At 69.8% G+C, this 21,015-nt stretch carries 18 protein-coding genes; 4 read left to right on the forward strand and 14 right to left on the reverse strand.

The features are described 5' to 3' along the window. Positions 1-44 precede the first annotated feature (44 nt). The 6 genes from ABZT74_RS20995 to ABZT74_RS21020 form a co-directional block, all read right to left on the reverse strand. The gene (locus tag ABZT74_RS20995) at positions 45-434 is read right to left on the reverse strand and encodes a hypothetical protein (protein ID WP_356172604.1); all 390 of its coding nucleotides are present in this window, start codon (positions 432-434) and stop codon (positions 45-47) included. Positions 435-556: 122 nt separating this feature from the next. After that, the gene (locus ABZT74_RS21000) at positions 557-1,561 is read right to left on the reverse strand and encodes a helix-turn-helix domain-containing protein (protein ID WP_356436974.1); all 1,005 of its coding nucleotides are present in this window, start codon (positions 1,559-1,561) and stop codon (positions 557-559) included. Between the two features lie 115 nt (positions 1,562-1,676). Next, positions 1,677-5,453: a S8 family serine peptidase gene (locus ABZT74_RS21005; protein ID WP_356436977.1), complete on the reverse strand. Its 3,777-nt coding sequence runs from the start codon at positions 5,451-5,453 to the stop codon at positions 1,677-1,679. 458 nt (positions 5,454-5,911) lie between these two features. Beyond that, entirely contained in the window at positions 5,912-6,544 is a 633-nt protein-coding gene (locus ABZT74_RS21010) for a hypothetical protein (protein ID WP_356436980.1), read from the reverse strand. Positions 6,545-8,079: 1,535 nt separating this feature from the next. Next, positions 8,080-8,919, reverse strand: coding sequence for a hypothetical protein (locus tag ABZT74_RS21015; RefSeq protein ID WP_356436983.1), 840 nt, complete (start codon positions 8,917-8,919; stop codon positions 8,080-8,082). A 229-nt stretch (positions 8,920-9,148) separates the two neighbouring features. Next, positions 9,149-9,736 carry a TetR family transcriptional regulator gene (locus tag ABZT74_RS21020; protein ID WP_356436986.1) on the reverse strand — a complete coding sequence of 196 codons (588 nt, stop codon included), beginning with the start codon at positions 9,734-9,736 and terminating at the stop codon, positions 9,149-9,151. A gap of 93 nt (positions 9,737-9,829) precedes the next feature. On the opposite strand from ABZT74_RS21020, the gene ABZT74_RS21025 reads away from it, so the two are divergent. Next, positions 9,830-10,873 (forward strand): NAD(P)-dependent alcohol dehydrogenase, encoded by a 1,044-nt coding sequence (locus tag ABZT74_RS21025; protein WP_356436989.1) that lies wholly within the window; start codon positions 9,830-9,832, stop codon positions 10,871-10,873. A 162-nt stretch (positions 10,874-11,035) separates the two neighbouring features. Here ABZT74_RS21025 and ABZT74_RS21030 read toward each other — a convergent pair whose 3' ends face one another. The 3 genes from ABZT74_RS21030 to ABZT74_RS21040 form a co-directional block, all read right to left on the reverse strand. After that, on the reverse strand, positions 11,036-11,494 hold the full coding sequence (locus tag ABZT74_RS21030) for a DUF6300 family protein (RefSeq protein WP_356436992.1): 459 nt from the start codon (positions 11,492-11,494) through the stop codon (positions 11,036-11,038). A 143-nt stretch (positions 11,495-11,637) separates the two neighbouring features. Beyond that, positions 11,638-11,841: a cold-shock protein gene (locus ABZT74_RS21035; RefSeq protein ID WP_355311703.1), complete on the reverse strand. Its 204-nt coding sequence runs from the start codon at positions 11,839-11,841 to the stop codon at positions 11,638-11,640. Positions 11,842-12,008: 167 nt separating this feature from the next. Beyond that, positions 12,009-12,398 carry a DUF805 domain-containing protein gene (locus ABZT74_RS21040; RefSeq protein ID WP_356436995.1) on the reverse strand — a complete coding sequence of 130 codons (390 nt, stop codon included), beginning with the start codon at positions 12,396-12,398 and terminating at the stop codon, positions 12,009-12,011. Between the two features lie 291 nt (positions 12,399-12,689). Between ABZT74_RS21040 and ABZT74_RS21045 the strand changes: the two genes are divergently transcribed. Then, entirely contained in the window at positions 12,690-13,643 is a 954-nt protein-coding gene (locus tag ABZT74_RS21045) for a hypothetical protein (protein WP_356436998.1), read from the forward strand. A gap of 96 nt (positions 13,644-13,739) precedes the next feature. Here ABZT74_RS21045 and ABZT74_RS21050 read toward each other — a convergent pair whose 3' ends face one another. Further along, positions 13,740-14,357, reverse strand: a complete 618-nt coding sequence (locus ABZT74_RS21050; protein ID WP_356437001.1) for a helix-turn-helix domain-containing protein — start codon at positions 14,355-14,357, stop codon at positions 13,740-13,742. A gap of 174 nt (positions 14,358-14,531) precedes the next feature. Here ABZT74_RS21050 and ABZT74_RS21055 point away from each other — a divergent pair, with 174 nt between their 5' ends. Next, on the forward strand, positions 14,532-15,494 hold the full coding sequence (locus tag ABZT74_RS21055; RefSeq protein WP_356437004.1) for a zinc-dependent alcohol dehydrogenase family protein: 963 nt from the start codon (positions 14,532-14,534) through the stop codon (positions 15,492-15,494). A 158-nt stretch (positions 15,495-15,652) separates the two neighbouring features. Here ABZT74_RS21055 and ABZT74_RS21060 read toward each other — a convergent pair whose 3' ends face one another. Further along, entirely contained in the window at positions 15,653-16,591 is a 939-nt protein-coding gene (locus tag ABZT74_RS21060; protein ID WP_356437007.1) for an alpha/beta fold hydrolase, read from the reverse strand. Between the two features lie 166 nt (positions 16,592-16,757). Here ABZT74_RS21060 and ABZT74_RS21065 point away from each other — a divergent pair, with 166 nt between their 5' ends. Next, entirely contained in the window at positions 16,758-17,156 is a 399-nt protein-coding gene (locus ABZT74_RS21065) for a MerR family transcriptional regulator (RefSeq protein ID WP_356437010.1), read from the forward strand. 137 nt (positions 17,157-17,293) lie between these two features. Here the strand turns inward: ABZT74_RS21065 and ABZT74_RS21070 are convergent, their stop codons facing one another. The 3 genes from ABZT74_RS21070 to ABZT74_RS21080 all read right to left on the reverse strand — a co-directional run bounded on the left by ABZT74_RS21070 (position 17,294) and on the right by ABZT74_RS21080 (position 21,015). Next, positions 17,294-18,541: an LLM class flavin-dependent oxidoreductase gene (locus ABZT74_RS21070; RefSeq protein ID WP_356437013.1), complete on the reverse strand. Its 1,248-nt coding sequence runs from the start codon at positions 18,539-18,541 to the stop codon at positions 17,294-17,296. Then, positions 18,538-19,929 (reverse strand): NtaA/DmoA family FMN-dependent monooxygenase, encoded by a 1,392-nt coding sequence (locus tag ABZT74_RS21075; RefSeq protein ID WP_356437016.1) that lies wholly within the window; start codon positions 19,927-19,929, stop codon positions 18,538-18,540. Before ABZT74_RS21075 ends, ABZT74_RS21070 begins: the two co-directional genes overlap by 4 nt. Before the next feature lie 111 nt (positions 19,930-20,040). Further along, positions 20,041-21,015 (reverse strand): fumarylacetoacetate (FAA) hydrolase, encoded by a 975-nt coding sequence (locus tag ABZT74_RS21080; protein WP_356437018.1) that lies wholly within the window; start codon positions 21,013-21,015, stop codon positions 20,041-20,043.

Raw genomic sequence — 21,015 nt, forward strand, 5'->3', positions numbered from 1 at the left:
AGTCACAGGACAGCTCGCTGAGCTTCTCGCCCTACTCGCCCTGGTCATCCACGGGTCAGGGCCATGAACACGTGCTCAACCTGCCCATGAAGCGCGGCTATGCGGACATCGCCCTCGGAGGAGGTGCATTCCATCACCAGGAACCGATGATTCAGGCGGCCCTCCCCCTGAGCCGGAGGACGCATACGCTCCGGCCGCGCGTCAGAGGGCAGCATGAACGGCAGGTCCTGCCGCGCACCGGGCTCCCAGGTCCAGCTCCCGGACTCGATGACGAAGTGCCCCCGTGTCCATCGAGAGGTGTGGGGCCCCTTCACCATGCACACGACCTTGATCCGCCGACCGTCGATGAGGTGGGCCGTGGTGTCGCGTTGCTGCTTGTTGAGATGAAGAGCCGCCATCACCGCTCCACCGACGAACACGGTCAGGGTCGTCACGAATCCAGGCATGGGCCCATCCAATCAGCAGCTCCGCCCGTCGTGGGACTCAGTTCGGGCACGGTCGATCGGGCCGACCGGGTGCGCCGGTGATCCGGCCGACTGCTGCCGTCACGCCGTCCTCACAGCCAGGCACGCCGTGCGGCTTGCCAGGCGAGCTGCATGCGCGTTTCCGCGCCCGCGAGCTCCATCATGCGTTGGATGTGCCGCTGCACGGTACGCCGGCTCAGTCCGAGCTGCGACGCGATCGCCTTGTCGGTCACCCCCGCCACCAGCAGGGACAGCAGCTTCCGGTCGACAGGGGTCAGCGGGGACGGTGTCCCACCGTCGTCGGTACCCACCGCGAGCCCGCTGTCATCCACGCGCAGAGGGACCGCGTCCTGCCAGTAGCGCTCGAACAACGCGATCAGCGCGCTCAGCAGGTTGCTGTCCCTGACCAGTGCGGTGGTCGGCTCACCCGTGCTCCCGGAAGGACCTCCCGGCACGAGGGGGAAGATGGCGACGGATCGGTCCGCGATGGCCAGGCGCAGGGGCAGTTGGGGAGCCGACCGGGCGATCTCGCCGGCGCGAACCCCCGCGACCACGTTGTCGACTGCTCCCTCGTCGTCGAAGAACGCCTTCTCGTAGAGCACGCGGTACCGGACGCCGCGCGCGAGTGCCTCGAACTCCTCGGCGTTGCTGCCGGAGGGCATGGCCACGTACTCGGCCTTGCAGAACCAGAGCATCTCGTCCTGCGCGCTGCTCTGGATCTGCCGCAGTTGCTGGCGCAGCGCCTCGGCTCCGGTGATGACTTCCAGGAGTTGACTCGCGTCGTGCCGACGCAGCGTCTCCTGGTACGTCTCGATGAGTTGCGCCGCCTCGCTGCGAGCGAGATCCAGTGCTTCGGCGCTCCGCTTCAGGCGGGGCAGCAGAGCCACGTCGGGCGGAGCGGCTCTGAAGTGGCGGGGTGTTCCATCCGTGTGGCTGGCCAGCCCCGCGGCGGTGAGCGCGTCAAGGATCTCGGCGGCTTCAGGCCGGCCGAGGCCCGACCGCGCGGCGACGTCTGCGGCGCTGACGCGCCCTGAGAGGACGAGCATGCGGTAGACGGCTTCTTCTGCCGGTGACATCCCGGCGGGTTCCAGCGACACGGCCGCCCTCCCCGACACCAGCGGCTGCGACTGTTGAACACTGTACTACGGGCGGGAGTTCACTCAAGTGGGGCGGATGACGCCGATTGCCGTCATCCGCCCCACTTCGCCTCCGTCAGCCGCGCACGGAGTAGGCGCGCTGGACCGTCTGCCGCACGCTGGTTCCGTCGTCGGCCGTGGCAGTGACCCGCAGGGTCACGTACGTCGTCCCGCGAACAGACGACGGGCGTCCGACCTGGGCGTCAAAGGCGTTGCCACCACGGCCCCGTACCTTCGCCCGCGTCCAGGTGCGGCCGTCGTCGTACGAGGTCTCGACGCGGACGTCCACGCCGCGCGGGACTCGCAGCCCGTCCTGGGCGCGGACCTTCACGCCGATCGTCGTCGTCGGCGCGGAGCGGACGCTGTTGTGCGCGTCCACGGGTACGTCGTAGTCGAGTTGAAGCAACGGGAGGGGTGTGGCCTTCGCCGTCCCAACCGAACGGAACGTCCAGGAGGTCGCGGTGGCCGTTCCGTACTTCCACTCCTTCGAAGAGCGTGCCGTCGACAGGTCCAGTCGGTACGTCGCGGGGGCCGCCGGTACCTCGACATCGGTCCAGGCGCCGCCTATCTCCCCGAACTTCACGCCGTCCCGGTAGAGCTGCCCGGCGGCGCTGTCTCCGGCCGGTGCGGCGGCGGAGGTTCCGATGCCTCCGTCCCCGGACTCCAGCAGGCGTGACCAGTGCCCCTCTCCCGAGTCGGTGAACTCCGGGATGCGCAGGCGAAGTTGATTGCCATCGCGCACGGTGGGTGTCGCGAAGTGGGCCGGGATCGACGGCCTGACGACCGCTCCCTGCCAGGCCTCCTGCGCGTGGGTGCCTGCCTTGTAGGTACGGGGTGCGTCCCGCAGGCCGACGGCGAGCGGCATGTCGACATCGAACGTCGTGGTGTGGTGGACGAGATGCTGCCAGCTGGTGTCGTCCGCGCTGATGTACTCGGTCCGTGCGAAGCCCGTCGGCACGAAGCGGGTGTACTGCAGCCAGGCCGTGTCCTGGTACGGACGCCTGCCGAACCGCTGTTCACTGGCCCAGCCGCCGCCTCCGTTGTCGGCGTAGGCGGTCCGGACGACAGCGCTGTTGCGCTCGGAGACGGTGTACTCGACGTGCTGGGGAATGCGCTGCTTCGAGACCTGCATGACGTCGTACAGGTAGGGGCTCGCGGCCGTGCCGGAGAACTTCACCGTCGTCGGGTGCGCGCGAGCCCGTGCCGCCAGCTGCGCCCCGGCGCTCGCTCCGACGCGCACGGTCGGAACGGCCCACCGATCGCCCACAGGTGACCAGCGCGTCCAGCCGATGTCGCTGAAGTGCACCAGCATCAGTGCCCGGACACCGGCGTGCGCGGCCTTCTGAGCCAACTCCCGCTCGTCCACGCCGTCGTTGTTGGTCACCAGCGCCAGGCGGCCCCGGGCGTGGGTGAACGAAGGGTGGGCCGCGTCGCCCGCGTCGACCGCGGTCAGGGTCGCTCCGCCGTCACCGAACAGCGGCGACGCGGGCATGTAGTAGGCGTCCGGGGCCGGCTTCGTTCCGGGGACCTTCATGGTGAGGAGCGGCGCCACGAGCTGCCAGCGGGAGGAGAACTCGAACGTTCCCTTCGTGACGGCGTCGGTGGGACTCACGTAGAGCCGTTTCGCGACGTCGAAGTACATGGTGCCCGCGGTCAGGCTGTGGCCGTCGAGCTCGCGGTACGTCTGGTAGCTGAAGATGCCGCGCTGTTCGGCCGGCTTGGGCGTGCGGATGGTGACCGGTGTGGTGTTCCGCGCGTCCAGGGTGACGGTCCTGTCCTTGGTCACCTCGACCTGGGGCAGGACGACCTGGCGCAGCTCGTCGCCGTCGCTCGCCTTGTCGATGGCGGCGTAGTCCAGTTGGTAGACGCCTTCCTCGACTTCGGCGACAGCGTTGTCACGATCCGTGTATCCGACGAAGCCGTCAGCGCCCCAGATGGTGGGCAGCGCCTGGACGCGCCGGCCGTCCTTGTCGTACGTCCTGACGGTGATCCGGTGTATCGGACCGTGCACGACCAGACTGAGCGTGGTGTGCGCGGCGGCCTTCCCGTCCGAGGACGCGGCCGTCACGTACCCGTAGTACTTGCCCTGCCGGGCCTTCCCCGGGTCGACGGTGAGGGGAACCTCCACCGTGCTGTGGGCCGGAACCCGCACCGAGTCGGCGCCGAGCCGCACCGCTCCGTCCCCCGGGGCCGTGCCACCCTGGGTCGTCAGTCGCACGGCCAGTGCGAGAGTGACCTCAGCGTCGGAGCTGTTGGTGTAACGGAGGGGGACCGTACGGGCATCGCCCGATCCGGTCTCGAAGGAACCCAGCGTGACTCCACCGGTGGCCGTCACGGGGCCCAGTACGGCAGCCGGCAGATCGATACGACCGCCGCCCTGCTCGCTGACCTCCTGTCCCGACACGGTGTGTGCCGTACTCGTCAGGGCGTCCTTGAGCCGGGCCCCCGTCCAGTCGGGATGACGCTGGGCGAGCAGCGCGGCGGCGCCGGCCACATGGGGAGTGGCCATCGAAGTACCGGAGGCCGCTGTGTAGTTCGCGTCCACGGGGTCACCCATGGTGGTCCCCGCCGCCCGCGCCGCGACGATACCGACGCCGGGCGCCGTCACATCCGGCTTGACGGCGCCGTCCCCCACGCGGGGGCCGCGGCTGGAGAACGGTGCGAGGGAGTCGTCCCGGTCCACGGCTCCGACTGTCAGGGCGGCGTCCGCCGCGCCGGGCGAGCCGACGCTCCCTTGGCCCTGCTCGCCGCTGTTGCCCGCGGCCACCACGAACAGGGCGCCGGTGCGCTCGCTGAGCTCGTTCACCGCCAGGCTCATCGGGTCGGTGCCGTCGGTGGCCTCGTCCGAACCGAGGCTCATGCTGACCACCTTGGCGCCGTGCGCCGTGGCCCACTCCATGCCCGCGATGACCTGCGACTCGCTGCCGAACCCGTCGTCCCCGAGGACCTTGCCGACCAGCAACTGCGCAGCCGGCGCAACTCCCTTACGCGTTCCCCCTGACGCGGCACCGGTCCCGCCGACGATCGACGCCACATGGGTGCCGTGGCCGAAGACGTCGTTCGTGCCCGCGCTGCCGGAGAAGTCCTGTGCCTCCGCGATCCTGCCGGCGAGATCCGGGTGGGTCTGGTCCACCCCGGTGTCCAGCACGGCGACCTTGACACCTTCGCCGTGATATCCGGCGTCCCAGACGGCCGGCGCCCCGATCTGGGCCGTGCTGCGGTCGAGCACGGCGGTCACCCGGCCGTCGAGCCACACCCGCGGGGTGGTCTTGAGTTCCGAGGAGCTCATCCGGCCGTCGGCGCCCCCGTCGGTGACGTCCTTCCAGAAGGTGCCGAGGTCGCCGTCCGGTACCCGCACCGCGTGGGCGCCGATGCTGTCGAGTCGCCGGACCGGCGACTCGTCCGCGGCGAACGCCGTGAGCCGGCGCACGGCCGAGGCCTCGACGCCGGCGGGCCGGCTGACGATGAGCGGAAGGGCCCGGGTGTGAGCCGCGTCGTAGTGCTGGGCGACAAGGGCCGTCACGTCGAAGAGATTACGGTCGAGCCGGCCCGACGCGACCAGGTCCCCGGCGTCCGAGGGAAGGACCGTCAGATGCCCGTCGTGTTCGAAGGTCCGGAAGAGGATGCGGCGCCGTCCCGGGCCCGGCTCGACGGAAGCGACCTGCTTCCCGTCCGCCGACGACCCGACCGTCACACTGTCACCGGTGATCAGCCGTACCGTCGCACCCGCGGTGGTTCGGGGCGACACCTTGGCCGGCCGGGCGGCGTCCGTGCCGGCGGACACCGGTGCCACCGCCCCGGCCGTCAGGGCCAGCCCCGCCGATATTGCCGCCATCAGGCGGAAACGTCTCATCAGTCTCGTGCCTTTCATCGAACACAGGCTTCTGTTCACCCGGTTGACAGAATCCGGTGATCGCGAGCCGGGTGTCACGAGAATCCACTGGCACAGGTGGGACATGTCGCAACGGCGACACACACGCGCCGCGGAACGCTGCTTACGTCGTTACGTCAGCGGCTTGGTAAACATGTGAGACGGGCCGCCCAGGCGCACCGCAGTTGCAGCGGGAGAACGGTGACCGTCAGCCGACTCGGCCGACCCGCAGGGTAGTTGACCTCACCTGGATGACCAGGCCACCAACAGGGTTCCGCTGTCGGTCACGTCGAGGGCGGCGATGGTCGACACCTCGGCGTCTCGACACCATGACGCTTCATCGCGCGAGGGCCGACGCGCCACGGCGATCGAACAGGCTGGGTCAGCGGGCTCGGCGCCGCGCCGAGAGCGTCGTCCGCAGCGGGCCCCGTACGTCCGGTTCACGGCGCGACCGAGCAGTCCTTCCAGGCGCCGGCCAGGGCGTCGGGAATGGCCGGGATGTCGCCGCAGCCGTGCGCTCCGGCGGGGAAGCCGTCGCTCGCGACGTAGGCCCAGCCGTCGCCGGAGTTCCGGAAGTACTTGGTCGCGCTTCCCTCGTCCTGCATGCCCACGAGTTCCTCGTACGTCGCACCGTCGACGGCCAGGAAGCGGGTGGCCGCGTATCGGACGGTGCCGCACTCGCCGTAGAAGAAGCCGTGCGGCACCGGCTCGATGTGTGCGAAGTGGACTCTCTGCCGGTAGGCCCGGGTCACGGCGGCCTTCACCTCGGCGCTCGCGGTCAGGTTGCGGCAGCCGGGGACCGCCGAGGGAGCGTGGCCGGCCCCGGAGGGAGCGGTTTCCCCGGCCCGGTCAGCGCCGGCGGCAACATGTGACGGCGTGGGTGTGCCTGCGGGACCCGACGAGAGTGACGTGGCCGGGGCCGAGCCGTCTGCCCTCACGGCCGCTGAAACGGAGGCGTCCTTGGAGGAGTTCGCGGGGCTTGCCGAAGCGCTGTCCGTCGGACCCTGGCACCCCGTCAGCACCATGATCCCGCCGGCGAGCGCCATCACCGACGTACGTCTGAGACCGGGCATGACCCATCCTTATCTCGACCGAGGAAGCCACCGGCCCGCCCCGCGTGACCATGACTCACGGCCACCGTGCGAGCGGCCGCGAACTCTGCCCACAGGACAGCATGGGACGGCCCGGAAGTTGCGGCGAGCGGGGTCTCGATTCGGCATAGATGCCCTGGTCGGCGGTTGTCGCGTCGCTAGAGCTCGTAGTCCTGGGCCGGTTCCTCCCAGCGGACGGCATGCAGCACGGGATCGGCGTCCTCACCTGACGGGACTCCGGCAAGCTGGGGCTGTCACGACGATTCCAGCCCAGTAGCGATCGGCAAGCTTGTCGAACTTGCCGCGATTCTACTGAACTGCTAAATATGGGCGAAGTGTCGTTCGACCACGTTGCGAGCGCGGTAGACGCCCATGTTGAGGGTGGGTGTGCGACCGCCATGGGTTCCACGTCGCCGGCGGTTCGTCATCTGGTCGCGGCGTTCGGGGATCGTGGCAACGATGCCCCGGCGCCGCGGCAGATGGCGTATCACCAGCCAGAATTCGCTTTGCCGCCCAGTACCCCGCGTCGGTGTCGTGCGAGGTCGGCCCATAACAGAGCGCGGGATGCGGATGCTGTCGAGGAAGCAGCACCCCATTCACCACCAGCCGGTGATCACGCCATGGACGACCACGCCCATCAAGCGGCAGCAACAGGGGCTCTTTTCGCTCCCCACGCCGCTTCCGTCAACTCACCTCGACCTGCTGCCGCAAAAACAACTATCAGAGTGCTCGTGCTCGGACTCCCGAGCGGGGTCCGTCACGAATCGGCTCAGCCGGTAGGTGGTCGGCAGGGCCAGGCGCCCGCACAGCGTGTCGATCCGGATCATTGAACCGTCGACTCCCGACTCCCCAAGACGGCGCAACCTCATACGCATCTCCGCCTGGTCCTGAGTCTCAACGACCACTTCCCACTGTCCCGCGTCCGGCGCGGTGCGAGCAGCAAGCCGCTGTCGCGCGTCCTCCTGCCGCCGCCTTCTTTTCCCATGTCCTGGCACCTGATCAGAATCACCGTCCGGCGTCAGGACAGCAAGGCGATGGGACCGGCACGCACATCCCCGCTCGGCGATCAATCGTCAGACAGGCCCTTGAACTGTCCGACCGATCTGAGGCGAATTGGTGTGGCCGCTTTGGCTGCTCGGCTGAGAGGGTGGCTTCATGAGCAATCCGGACGCGACGCCACCCTCGCCTGGCCGCTTGGAAGTGGCTGCTCAGTGGCGTGCACTGGCCGAGGGAAAGGTGACCCGTGAAGAGATGCATGCGTGGGCGGCTCCCTGGGTGGAGGGCGAAGGGGCACTCGCTGCCTTCGAGGACCCCTTGGTCACAACCGCCCTTCAGCACCTGCACGGCTACGACCTTTGCCGGGATCCAGGCCGGCCTGGTGTCATCCGGCACGGCACATCGGGTGAAGGCGAGTGGTATCACTCGCTCGATGACGTCACCGGCGGACTCACCCGCTGGCAGCAAAGATGCGCGGAGCCCCCGTCCGAGCACCGCCGGCGACAGTCACCCCCACCTGACTACCCGGAGGTGTCAGGCGACGGGGAAGGCGACGATGGCGGGTAGGTCGGGTGCAGTGAGGGAGGCAGTGGGGCCAGCGACTCGCACAGCGTGGTCGGGAAGGCAGGCTCCTTGCGCCGCACATCCTCGCAGCCTCCGGCCGAGGTACGGATGATCGGCTCCCAGCCGGATTTCTTCGCACGGAAGAACCAGCGGTCACCCAGCCGCGACGAACAGGCCGGGTCCGTCGAGTCTCCGCAAGCCGGGCCCGTGCGCCAGGAGAAGTCCAGTACGAGCCACTTACCGTCACACTTCTCCGAGTTCCGGTAGGTGTGCTCGGGGGCCCCAACCTCCATCAACGCCTGGTCGTACGAGGCTGCTGTGCAGCCGGTGGCCGCCGGTGTGCACCCCAGCTTCCCGCACAGACGCAGTGCGGGCGGCTTGGCTCCGTCTGCGGTGAAGTGCGTGTAGTTGTCGACGATCACGTCTCGGTCGCCCAGCGGCTCGGGCAACCTCACCTGGGCCGTGGCCGTGCTCTCTTTGGTACATCCGGAAGCCCGGTCCCCCGAGGGCGAGGTGAAGGTGACCTGAACCCGCACGAGGTCCGTCGCCGGGTCGGTGAGCACCGCCTTGAGCTTGCGAACGCACGCACGGGCGCCGCTGGGCACCTGCGTCTTGAGAAAGAGCGTTCGGTGGTCCGCGCCGAGACGGACTCCGGTGACCGCGGAGGGCTGCATCGTGGTCCAGGGGATCGGTTCAGCCGTTGAGTGCGAATCCGGCCTCTCACCCCCCTGTCCGTACACCTGGGTTCCGCACGCGGTGAGAAGGACCAGGATCCCGGCACAGAGTGCCGTCGCCACGGCCACTCGACGTCTTTTGCTTGATCGTGATCGTGGTCGTGGTCGTGGTCGCGACAAGAGCTTGCCCCCCTCTGGAACACACCGGCTGCCCCCGGGGCAAATATAGATCCGTCCATCCCTCGAACGGCCCGACACATGCTGCCACTTCGCAAGCTGACGCCGTCACTGCGCTCGCGGCGCGACAGCAACCTGGGCCTGACACCCGCCTCACCCGGGCGGCACACGCCACCTATACCGGAGCGACCGTGCGACGAACGCAGTCGCGCAGCAACTCGCGCCGCTGGTCGTGCACTTCCGGGGGTTCCGTCGCCGTAGCGGCGTAGACGTTGCTCACCGGCGACCAGGCCATGGACATGGCGATGACCATGGCCATCACGTCGAAGGGGTCGCCCTGCCTGATGCGCCCGGCGGCCTGGGCCTCGGCGATGGCGTGCAGCTTCTGATCGTCGTACTGCTCGTGCTCCGTCACCAGATGCCCGGCAGGGCGCCGCTCCAGACGGGCCCAGGTGGCGAGTCGGATCAGATCAGGGCGGGCGAGATACTCGTCGTAGAGGCGCACGGCCCAGTCGGCGAGGTCCTCGACGTCGATGGGGACGACGTTGGTGATGCGTTCAAGCGACGCGAAGAAGATCGCGTCGAAGAGCTGTTCCTTGTTGCCGAAGTAGCCGTAGAGCTGAGCCTTGTTCGTCCGGGCCGCGGCGATGATGCGCTCGATGCGGGCCCCGGCGATGCCGTACTGGGCGAATTCTTGTGTGGCGGCGTCGATGATCCGCTGGTGTGTCGCGGCCCCACGGGCGCTGGATGGCTGGTCAGGCATGATCCCACCGTAACAGACAGACTGGTTTGTTTGCATTATCGGGGCCACTGTGCCTAGCCTCGAATAGACCGAACGGTTTGTCTAAGGAGAGATATGCGCACCACAACTGGCTGGCAGGCGGATCCCGCGACCCACACCCTGTGCCGCACAACCCTTGAGCGACGGGACCTGCGCCCGGACGACGTCGCGGTACGCGTGGACTACTGCGGTGTCTGCCACAGCGACCTGCACGCCCTGCGCGCCCACAAGAACAGCGGGGACGGGATCCTCGTGCCGGGCCACGAGTTCACGGGCACGGTGACGGAGGTCGGCAGCGCGGTCACCGACTTCACCCCGGGGGACCCCGTGGCCGTGGGCAACATCGTCGACTCGTGCGGGACGTGCCCCATGTGCCTGGCCGGTCAGGAGAACTTCTGCCGCGACTTCCCGACGCTGACGTACGGCGCAAGCGATCGCCAGGACGGAGCGACGACGCTGGGCGGCTACTCCCGTGAGTACGTCGTCCGCGAGAAGTTCGCCTACCACCTGCCCGCGGGCCTCGACCCTGCGGGAGCGGCTCCCTTGCTCTGCGCCGGGATCACCGTCTGGGAGCCCCTGCAGGCCCTGGGCGTGGGCCCGGGCAGTACCGTCGCCGTGACCGGGCTGGGAGGGCTGGGGCACCTCGCCGTCAAACTGGCCGCCGCGCTCGGTGCGACGACGTCCGTCATCAGCCGCACGCCGGACAAGGCCGCCGAGGCACACAGCCTCGGCGCGGACGGATTCGTCGTCTCGACCGACGCCGCGCAGATGGAAGCGGTCCGAGACCGGTTCGACGTCGTCATCGACACCATCTCCGCCCCGCACGACCTGGCCCCCTACCTGCGCACGGTCGCCATGGACGGCACACTCAGCCACTTGGGCCACCTCGGACCGGTCACGGTCGACGCCACCGACCTGCTCATCGGTCGCAAGAAGCTCAGCTCCGCCGGCAGCGGAGGCCGCCCGTCCACCGCCGCCATGCTGCGCTTCTGTGCCCGGCACAACATCACCGCCGACATCGAACTGCTGCCGTCGTCCGAGGTGAACAGAGCCCTTGAACGCCTGGAACGCAACGACGTCCGGTACCGCTTCGTCCTCGACCTGTCCGACCTGGACTGACGAGCCCGAGCCTGCGCCGGGCCGGTGCCGCGGCGGTCCCGCGGCACGACCGACTTGCTGGACGACGTCGGGCCGTCGGCCCACATGGGACACGACTACGGAGGGCCAGGAAGTCGCCCGGGGTGCTGGAGTGACGTCTTCGCCCTGCTTGCGGACACGGCGCTAGTGCTGCTCGCGCTGCTCGCGTTCGGTCTGCGTCAACTCGCCCAGCAGGGACTCACGTTGCTGCCGCAGCGGGTTGCTCTCGGGGCAACCGTCGGACGTGCCCGGGTTCTTGAGGTCGCGGGCCTTCGCCTCGTCGTGCTCCAGATCCGAGGCGAGTACGGCCGTGTCCAGATCGTTTCCCTGCCAGTGCCAGCCGTGCTCGGCCATCGCCTCTTTCGTCCACTCCAGCAGACACCGCCCGCCCTCGTCGCCACGCTCCATGTCGTGCCCACCGCCGGAGGCGAACCAGAACAGGAGGGCGCCGGCGGCCGGTTTCTCTCCGTCGCACGGGCTGCACAGCTGAAGGTGGATCGGCCGGCCGACAGCGTCGTTCTTCGGCGCGATGCAGCTGACGAGGAGTTCTCCGCCACACCGGGAGCACGGCGGGAGCCGGTCGGATGTTTCGAGGCTGTGCACTTCGCTCCGTCACGGAAGAGGCAAGGGCTGTCGGCGGACCAAGGCAGGGGCCCGGCGTCATGCCGGACCCCTGCTTACGCTACGCGGGAGGAGAACGCCGGGGCTCGTGGAGCCCTGGGTCGTCCCGTGTGTTGTCGTGCTCGTCAGCCGCGGACGATGTTCTCCGCCTGGGGGCCCTTCTGGCCCTGGGTGACGTCGAAGGTGACGTGCTCACCCTCGTTCAACTCCCGGTATCCGTTCCCCGAGATGTTGGAGTAGTGGGCGAAGACGTCCGGTCCGCCGCCGTCCTGCTCGATGAAGCCGAAGCCCTTTTCGGCGTTGAACCACTTCACGGTGCCGCTGGCCATACTGCTGTCCTTCGCATAGCGCCGGGAACCCCGGCTGATCTGTAAGAGGTGCCCGTCCGTGACCGGAGGACACCCGGCAATTGTTCTACCCCATCGGTCGCGCGGATCACCCACCCGGCCGACAACGCCGTACCACCGAGACCACCCCGGCGTACGGCCGCCGCACCTCAGCCCGCGTACGTCCCCGCCGCGCCGGGGTAGGCGTCCACGCCCTTCGGGTTGGGGCCGTACTCGTTCGGACCCGGGTTGCCCTCCAGGACGGTGAAGATGAACAGCACGAGCCCGCCGACGAACGGCACGAAGCTGATGAAGAACCAGCCTCCCGAGCGGCCCGTGTCGTGCAGCCGGCGGACGAGGACGCCCAGCGACGGCAGGATCACCGCGAGGATGTACGCGATGTAGAGGACGTAGAAGACCGTCGACTTCGTCGCTGCCGCGAGACCGAGCAGAACCAGCGCGATGACGACGTTGAAGAGAGCGAACATCCAGTACTCGCTCCGTCTGGCCCGCCCCTGGAACGACGCGTACTTCTTGAGGACGTCTGTGTAGTAGTGCATGGATCCCCCCTGCGGGATGGCCTACCCCACCCCGATGGCATGGTCATGTTCCTATGACCAGCGCGAACGTAAACGGCACGGGCCGCCCTGGTCAAGACCATTCCGGCGCCTGGGCCTCGGCGCACCTTGACACTGTCGCCGGCCGAAGCCGACCATCCTCGAGTCGCACACCGGCCTTCGTTCGGACGGGAGCGTCGGCACCGTGGCGGCCCGCACGATCCGGATGCCGTCGACGGGACCGTCGGCACGGCGTACGACCGCCCGGGCAACGACGAGAGGACGGGAATCACCATGGCCGACACTCGGCCCACCGCAGCCACGCATGCTCCTGCCCGGACGGCTGTTGACGAGGGCACCGGAATGCGCCCCCGGAAGCTGCTCGGCGGGCAGCGCACCTGCGTCTGGATCGCCGCCGGCTCTTCCACTCCCGAACTCGCCTACGAGACCTCCGATCTTCTGCTGGAGGCTCCCAACTGGTCTGCTGACAGTGCCCATCTGGTACTCAACGGCGACGGCAGGTTGTGGCGGCTCGACCTGGCGGAGGACTCCCCCGAACTCGTGGAGATCCCCCTCCACGGTGTCCCGCAGATCAACAACGACCACGTTCTGTCGCCCGACGGCTCTCACATCTTCCTGTCGGGCATGGACGGCCACCTGTACCGCGCCCCGCTGGGCGGTGGCTCCGGAACGCGTCTGACCGGAGACGACGGGCTGCTCCACTTCTTGCACGGAGTCAGCCCCGACGGCGAGACGCTGGCTTATGTGGCCATCCCGCGCGACACGGCAGGTGGCGGCGGGCGCCTCGCGCTCATGCCGGCGGAGGGAGGCCCGAGCCGGCTCGTGGACACGGGCGCCGGTCATGTCGACGGTCCCGAGTACTCCCCCGACGGTGCGTGGATCCACCTGAACACCGAGGCGTTCGCATCGGTCCCCGGGCATGCGCAGCTCGCCCGCCTTCCCGCAGCGGGCGGGCCGCTGGAGCGCTTGGTCGTGTCCGACACCGTGGACTGGTTCCCGCACCTGTCCCCCGACGGCCGCTTCGCCACGTACGTGGCCTTCCCGCCCGGCACTCTCGGCCACCCTGAGAACGTCCACGTCGAGGTGTGCCTCGTCGCGACCGATGCGTGGGAGAGGCCCCTTCGCACCTTCCCGCTCTTCGGGGGCCAGGGCACCCTCAACGTCAGCAGTTGGGCTCCCGACAGCCGGCGGTTCGCCTTCGTCTCCTATCCCATGGCGGATCGCTGAGCGAGGCGCGCGGGCGAAGGACGGCCTGTTCCTTCGTCGGTCACGCATGAGGTGCTCAGCACCGGCGGATCATGACCTCTCGCCTCGCCCCCGGAGCTACAGGTGTGGTGCCGGCGGCAGCGGCGTCCGCGTTGCCGCCTCCGGTGCCGCACTGAACGCGTCGATCACGTAGGCGGCGAAGCGCCGGGAGGCCGCAAGCCGGGCGGCGGGCGGCGCGTCCTGCAGGCCCCGGTGGGCCATGAGCATGAGGACCAGGTCGTCGACGACGAAGCCGGGGCGGAGCCGGCCGGCCTTCTGTGCGCGCCGTGAGAGGTCGGCAACCGCGCGCAGGGTCTGCTCCCGGTCGGCGGTGAAGTCCATGGCCTCGGGGTAGGTCGCCATGAAGGCGTCGGCGAATCCCCGGCTGTGCGCGTGGAGTTCGCAGATTCGCTCGATGAGCGTCCGGAATCCGTGCCACGGGTCGGGGTCTGCCAGAGCGTCGCGGACCGCCGCGTGACACGCTCCCCGCTGCTCGCTGAAGGCACCCTCGATCAGTGCCTGTTTGGTCGGGAAGTGCCGGTACAGCGTGGCGGGGCCGACGCCTGCCTCCCGGGCGACCTCGCGCAAAGGCATACCGAGGCCCTCCGCGCCGAACACCGCTCGGGCGGCGTCCAGGATGCGGGCCCGGTTGTCGCGGGCGTCGGAGCGCGTGGTGTGAGGCAAACGGTCGGTCATGGTCTCTCACTTTAGCCAAACGGACGGGGGCGTCCGTTACGGTCCGATGGCGGTGGGACCTCCGCCCGAGCACCGTGCCGCGGTGACGCCTCGGGGTACGGAGGCGGGTCCACCCCCCGAACGGTCGGTCGTGGACGACCACGACCCGACCGCTCGCCGATTCGAGGAGCAGAGATGAAAGCCGTCGTGATCAGGAAGTTCGGAGACCCCGAGGGCCTGGAGGTCGTCGATCTGCCCGTGCCCGTCCCTGCCCCGGGTCACGTGCGGATCACCACGGAGGCCATCGGAGTGGGCGGTGTGGACGCCGTGATCCGCCGAGGCACACTCGCCGCGTACGGCTTCCAGGAGGGCCATCTCCTGGGCAGTGAGGTGGCCGGACGTGTCACCGCGGTGGGCGAGGGCGTGGACGCCTCCTGGATGGGGCAGCGCGTGTGGGCGTTCACCGGGCTGTCCGGCGGGTACGCCGAGCAGGCCGTCGCTGCGGTCGAGGACGTCCTTCCACTGCCGGACGGCCTGTCCGGCGCCGACGCGGTGGCTCTCGGCGGCTCCGGCGTGGTCGCCCATTTCGCCCTGGACCGCGCCCGTCTCGCGCCCGGCGAGACGGTGCTCGTCCGTGGCGCAGCGGGCAGCATCGGGATCACCGCGGTCCAGCTTGCCGCCAGGGCCGGCGCGGGCGCGGTGGCGGTCACGACCTCATCGGCGGAGCGTGGCGACCGCCTGCGGGCTCTGGGCGCGACCCACGTCCTCGACCGCTCCGGCGAGGGCGGCCGTGACGCCCTGTCGGGCTTCGATGTGGTGGTCGACGTCGTGAGCGGCGCCCAACTCCCCCACTTCATCGACAGGTTGAATGCCAACGGTCGGTACGTCGCTGTCGGGGTGGTCGGCGGGCAGCCGCCGGCGGACTTCGGCGGGCGACTGATGGACGCCTTCCGCAGGTCACTGTCGTTCGCCACCTTCAGCTCCGACACGGTGCCCGGATCCGAACGACAGGCCGTGCGATCGTCGCAGTTCGCCGCTGCCGCACGCGGCGACCTGCGCACGGTCGTGCACGAGATCCTGCCGCTGGACGAGGCGGTACTGGCCCACCACGCGATGGACGCGGGCACGGTGTTCGGCAGGGTTGTATTGACGCCCTGATCAGGTCGGGAAGCGCGCCTTCGACAGCCGGATGACGGCACCGGGGCCGCGAAAGCGGCGGCTGAACGCAATTGAAGGGCCCCCTTACGGACCTTCGGCGGGGGCGGCGGCGACGCACCCGTGCTGACACCGCAGACAGCGGATGGGCAGGCGCGTGCTCACTGCGATTCAAGGCGTCCCAGGCGATGGGCTGCTTCCCCAGTGAGAGCCGAGCTGGTCTTCTCCCACCCAGTGCTGTCGATGCCGGTGACGTGGCGCAGGTAGGCAAAGGTGACCTGCTGCACGAGGGCGACGCGATCCGGGTTCTCGTCGGTGGTCTCGGCCACCTCGTAGCCGGAGATGCCGCCGAGGAAATGCTGACCGCCGTGCACGGTGAGCAGGCTCTTGTCAGTGCTGCCGCTGAGGAGGTACGGATCGGCGGTCCAAGCAGGTCCCCGGGTGGACAGACCCACTTCGTCCTCGTCCCCGGCGACGACGAGCTGGGGCACGGTGATGTGGGAGAAGTCCTGGTCGCGCAGCCAGGGCAGGTTCTCGTGGGCGAAGGGAGTCAGTTCGTCGCCGCCCTTGCCGGCCGTGGCCAGTTGGACGCTCGCCATGACCCGCCCGTCGGACAGATCCTCGGCGGTGCCGGTCCTGGGATCCGTCACGCGCAGTCCCACGAGGATGCCCGCGGTCTGCCCGCCGAAGGAGTGGCCGGCCGCGACGATGCGGCTACGGTCCATGCGCCCGGCCAGTCCGGGAACGGCTGCTTCCACCGTGTCGAGTTCTTCGAGGATGCGCTTCATGTCCTGCACGCGCCGGCGCCACACGTCAGGCTTGTGCGGGTCGTCGAGAGGGGTGGCCAGCCGCTTGGAGTCCGGATGGGTTGCCTGGATCACCACGAATCCGCGCGCGGACCAGTAGTCGACCAGGGGCGCGTAGCCGTCCAGGTCCGAGCCGAAGCCGTGCGCGAACACGATGATCGGCAGGCGCTCGCCGGCGACCGGCGCGGAGACGCGCACGTGCAGGTCGTCACCCCGGTCGGGCGCGGGCAGCACGATCGGCTTGACCGAGACGATGCGGGAGGGAGTGGTGACGGGAAGGCCGGTTGAGGTCATCGGCGATCGGCTTCTTTCTCGTGGTGCCTGTGATGCGAGCAGGGGATGCAACAGGCTCGGCGTCATCGGGCGGGAGGTGTCCTGAGAGGCCCGTACGCGTTACGCTAAAACCTGACGCTGACGTCAGAGGCAAGTGTTGTGATGCAGGTCGCGTGAGGAGTGCGGTGTGCGAATCGGTGAACTCGCCACGCGGACGGAGGTCAGCGTCCGGGCACTGCGGTACTACGAGGAGCAGGGCCTCCTCGGCGCCGAACGCAGCCCCAGCGGTCAGCGCCGCTACTCGGCCGACGCGGTCGACCGCGTCCTGCTGATCCAGCAGCTCTACGCAGCGGGCCTTCCCAGCAGGACGATCGCGGAACTCATGCCGTGCGTCATCGACGGCAACGCCACCCCCGAGCTGATCGAGCGTCTCGCGGCGGAACGCAAGCGCATCGACCGGCAGATCACCGACCTGGCGGCAACACGCGACCGGCTCGACTCGGTCATCACCGGCGCCACCACCAACCTGCACACCGGCCGGCCGTGCCCGGCCACCGGTTCACCCACCACATCCCCCGCCATCTAGCGCCGGATGCGCCCGCGGGGCCGGTCGAGCGGGCACGAGCGCGGGCCGAGGACATGGCAGGAGCCTGATCCCGGGACGGGAACCGGCGTCGTGCGGTCCTCCGTTCCGGGATCAGGCTCCCTGCACAGCCAGATGCGTCAACCCGCCGTCGTGTAGCGGCTCGCAGGGCGTGGGAGGCCCAAGTGGGCACGCAGGGTGGTGGACTCGTACCGCGTGCGGAACACGCCGCGCCGTTGCAGTTCGGGGACCAGGCCGCGGGTGATCGCTGTCAGGTCGTGGGGCAGCACTGCCGGGCGGAGGCGGAAGCCGTCGAGGCCGGCCGAGCGCCAGTCGAGGAGCAGGTCGGCGAGTTCGGAGGGTGTGCCGGTGAACACCTCGGCGTCGGAGGCGAGTTCGGCTCCCGCCACCTCGTCGAGACGCGCCTTGCGACGGGCGGCGGCGCCGGGTTCCTCGTCCAGGAGGACGAGAAGGTCCGCGAAGATCCGCAGCGGCCGTTCCGACACGTCCCTTCCCGTGTGCCGCACCGCCTCCTCGACCTGGGCGAGGATCGCCACGGCGCCCGCCCGGTCGTGCGGGGTGATGTGCACGACGTCCGAGCTGAGCGCCGCGAACTCGTACGGGGTGGAGGCGTGCGCGAGGCTTGCCACCAACGGCTGGCCCTGGGGGGTGCGCGGGGTGATCGAGGGTCCCCTCACGCTGAAGTTCGTTCCCTGGAAGTCGATGTGGTGGACCTTGTCGCGGTCGATGAAGCGGCCTGTCGACGCGTCCCGTATCTCCGCGTCGTCCTCCCAGCTGTCCCAGAGCCGTCGCGCCGCGTCCACCACCTCGGCGGCCTCCGTGAACAGTTCGCGCAGCCGCGCGGCGATCAGTTCCGGGTCGGTCACGTCCTCGTCGGTGAGCTGGGGGGTGGTGCGGCGGCCGAAGTGGGCGGCGTCGGCGGCACGCGACGAGATCTGCGGGCGCCAGCCGGCGCGCCCCTTGGCGGCGTGGTCGAGCGTGGCGATGCCGATGGCCAGGTGGAACGGCTCGGTGTGGGTGACGTTCGTGGTCGGGACGAGACCGATGTGGGTGGTGAGCGGGGCGAGGTGGGAGGCGAGCAGCACCGCGTCCATGCTGCCTCTGACCTGGTCGGTACGGTCGTCGGGCCGGTGGAAGGCGGCGGACTGGAGGCCGAGGGCGTCCTCGAGGGTGACGAAGTCGAGCAGGCCGCGCTCGGCCTCCGCGACGAGGTCGGCCCAGTAGGCGGCGGTGAGCAGCTCGCCGGGCCGGGCGCCTTCCTCGCGCCACGCCGCCGGGTGCCAGCCCGCTCCGTCGAGCGCGACGGCGAGATGCAGCGGGGCTCCGGGGGTGCCCGTGGGGTCGGTGGCGGCGGTCGTGCCCGTCATGCGGAGGTCTCCTTCTCGTCGCGCGGGGCCGGTCCGCCCCAGCCGGCCGGGCGGGGTGCGTCGGCCAGGCCCAGGTGGTGGCGGAGTGTGCTGCCGGTGTAGTCGTCCCGGTGGACGCCCTTCTCCTGGAGCAGGGGCACCACCCGGTCCACGAAGTCGTCCAGGCCGCCGGGGGTGAGGTGGGGGACGAGGACGAAACCGTCGGCGCCCTCGGTCTGGACGTAGTGGTCGATGGCGTCGGCGACCGTACGGGGACTGCCGACGAAGGTCTGGCGGCCGCCGACCTCGATCACCAGCTCCCGGATCGACAGGTCCCTCTCCTCCGCGAGCTTGCGCCACTGCCTGGCCGTCTCCGCCCTGCCCTTGCGGAACACGGAGTGCCCCTTCAGGAGGTGGGCGTCGTCCTCCGGGTCGATGTCGGGGAGCGGTCCGTCCGGGTCGTACGCGGACAGGTCGCGGCCCCAGACGGCCTCCAGGTGGGCGATCGCGGTCTGCGGGCTCACCAGCTCGCGGCTGATCTCCTCGGCGTACGCGGCGGCCTCCTCGTCGGTGTCGGCGACGACGGCGTTGGCGGTGGGGAGGATCAGCAGGTCGTCGGGACGGCGGCCGTACGTGGCGAGGCGCCGCTTCACGTCCCGGTAGAAGTCCCGGGCCGCGTCGATCCTGCTGTGTTTGCTGAAGATGACCTCGGCGTCGGAGGCGGCGAACTCGCGGCCGGCGTCCGACTCCCCGGACTGGATGATCACCGGGTGCCCCTGCGGGCCGGGCGGGGTCGTGAACCGGCCGGATATGTCGAAGTGTTGGCCCCGGTGGGCGAAGCGGCCGGCTCCCGCGGTGGCGAACTCGCCGGTCGCCGCGTCGGCCCGTAGGTCGCCCTCGGCCCAGCTGTCCCACAACTGCCGTGCCGTGCCCAGGAATTCGGCGGCCCGGGTGTAGCGGTCGGTCTCCGGCAGGAAGCCGCCCCGCCGGAAGTTCTCACCGGTGAAGGCGTCGTAGCTGGTCACCACGTTCCATGCGGCCCGCCCGCCGCTGAGCCGGTCCAGGGTGGCGAGCCTGCGCGCCACCTCGTACGGCTCGTTGAAGGTGGCGTTGACGGTGGCGGCGAGGCCGAGGTGCGTGGTGACGGCGGCCAGGGCGCTGAGCACGGTCAGGTTCTCCGGGCGGCCCGCGATGTCCAGGTCGTAGACGTGCCCCTTGTGCTCGCGCAGGCGCAGGCCCTCGGCCAGGAAGAAGAAGTCGAACTTGCCGCGCTCGACGGTCTGCGCGAGGCGGATGAAGGAGTCGATGGAGATCTGGCTCTCGGAGCGCGGGTCCGACCAGACGGTGACGTTGTGGATGCCCGGCAGCTGGGCTGCGAGGTGCACCTGTTTCCTGCGGGTGGCGGGCACGGCTCGGTCTCCTTCTGCGAGGTCGGACGGCGGGACGGGGTGGTCGCTCTCAGAGCGTGCACGGGCCGGTCGGCGTCTGCACAGCTCGACCGGCCCCGCTTCACGAGGTTTTCATGCCGTGGTGACACGCTCCGGGGCCTTCGCGGCGAGGGGCGCCGGAGCCGCGGCGGGGGTGGTGGACGGGGTCGGGGAGACGTACCGCACCTGGTTCTCGAAGGCCACGCCGTGACTCTTCACGTCGATGGCGATGCGGTCGCCGTCGGCGATGCGGAACCCGTCGTGGAAACTCGCCTCGTCGGCGCCCAGGAGCACGTAGTTGACCAGCCCGGGCCGTCTTACCGCCGGGAAGGTGAACAGGTGGTCGGCCATGTCCTGCACCCGGTAGTAGAGGGCGTCGTCGCCGCAGTCGAAGGGTCCCTCCCAGGCCGTCGTGCCGTCCCGGACGATGGTGACCCGCCCTGTCACCGTGCGCGGCGGCGGGCCGAGGAACAGCCAGGGGGTGAGAGCGGTGTCGCACAGCTTGCAGTACGGGTTGTAGCCCGGGTCCTGGCGGTGCAGGCCGATGTCGCACAGGTCGTTGCCGAAGGTGTAGCCCGCGTAGTACGGTGTGCCGTCGGCGTCGTTCACGTAGACCAGGGCGACCTCGGGCTCCTCGATGAGAGCGACCGGGTGCGCGGGCACGTTCAGCGTCTCGCCCGGCAGGCGTACCCAGTCGCCGAACCCCTTGAAGAACCACTTGGGCGGGGCGAAATCCCCTCCCTCAGGGGCCCTTTCGCCGCCCCACTTCTTCCTGTGGGTGCCCATGAAGCCGCTCAGCAGGGCGTTGCCCGAGGCCGCCGGGAGCAGCGGTGGCAGCAGCTGCACCTCCGGGTCCCCCGCGGTCACGGTGACGGTGTCCGCGCCCTCGGTGAGGGTGGCCCGCAAGGCTTCCTCCGAGCCGTCCGTGGCGATGAACGCGGCGGCCGTCTCTCCGTCCTGAACTCGGTACAGGGTCTGCGGGGAACCGTCCTCGGCGCGGCCGAAGCCGACGTGGCGTGCGCCCTTGTACAACGCCTCGAAGAGAACGGGCTGGCGAGGGTGGGACAC

This window comes from Streptomyces sp. NPDC005302 (genome assembly GCF_040607345.1).
GTDB lineage: Bacteria > Actinomycetota > Actinomycetes > Streptomycetales > Streptomycetaceae > Streptomyces.

Bases quoted from the DNA above. Each gene is read 5' to 3' on its own strand.
- ABZT74_RS21005 (WP_356436977.1), bottom strand. From the start codon at position 5,453: ATGAGACGTTTCCGCCTGATGGCGGCAATATCGGCGGGGCTGGCCCTG.
- ABZT74_RS21040 (WP_356436995.1), bottom strand. From the start codon at position 12,398: ATGCACTACTACACAGACGTCCTCAAGAAGTACGCGTCGTTCCAGGGG.
- ABZT74_RS21045 (WP_356436998.1), top strand. From the start codon at position 12,690: ATGGCCGACACTCGGCCCACCGCAGCCACGCATGCTCCTGCCCGGACG.
- ABZT74_RS21025 (WP_356436989.1), top strand. From the start codon at position 9,830: ATGCGCACCACAACTGGCTGGCAGGCGGATCCCGCGACCCACACCCTG.
- ABZT74_RS21020 (WP_356436986.1), bottom strand. From the start codon at position 9,736: ATGCCTGACCAGCCATCCAGCGCCCGTGGGGCCGCGACACACCAGCGG.
- ABZT74_RS21060 (WP_356437007.1), bottom strand. From the start codon at position 16,591: ATGACCTCAACCGGCCTTCCCGTCACCACTCCCTCCCGCATCGTCTCG.
- ABZT74_RS21050 (WP_356437001.1), bottom strand. From the start codon at position 14,357: ATGACCGACCGTTTGCCTCACACCACGCGCTCCGACGCCCGCGACAAC.
- ABZT74_RS21010 (WP_356436980.1), bottom strand. From the start codon at position 6,544: ATGCCCGGTCTCAGACGTACGTCGGTGATGGCGCTCGCCGGCGGGATC.
- ABZT74_RS21035 (WP_355311703.1), bottom strand. From the start codon at position 11,841: ATGGCCAGCGGCACCGTGAAGTGGTTCAACGCCGAAAAGGGCTTCGGC.
- ABZT74_RS21055 (WP_356437004.1), top strand. From the start codon at position 14,532: ATGAAAGCCGTCGTGATCAGGAAGTTCGGAGACCCCGAGGGCCTGGAG.
- ABZT74_RS21070 (WP_356437013.1), bottom strand. From the start codon at position 18,541: ATGACGGGCACGACCGCCGCCACCGACCCCACGGGCACCCCCGGAGCC.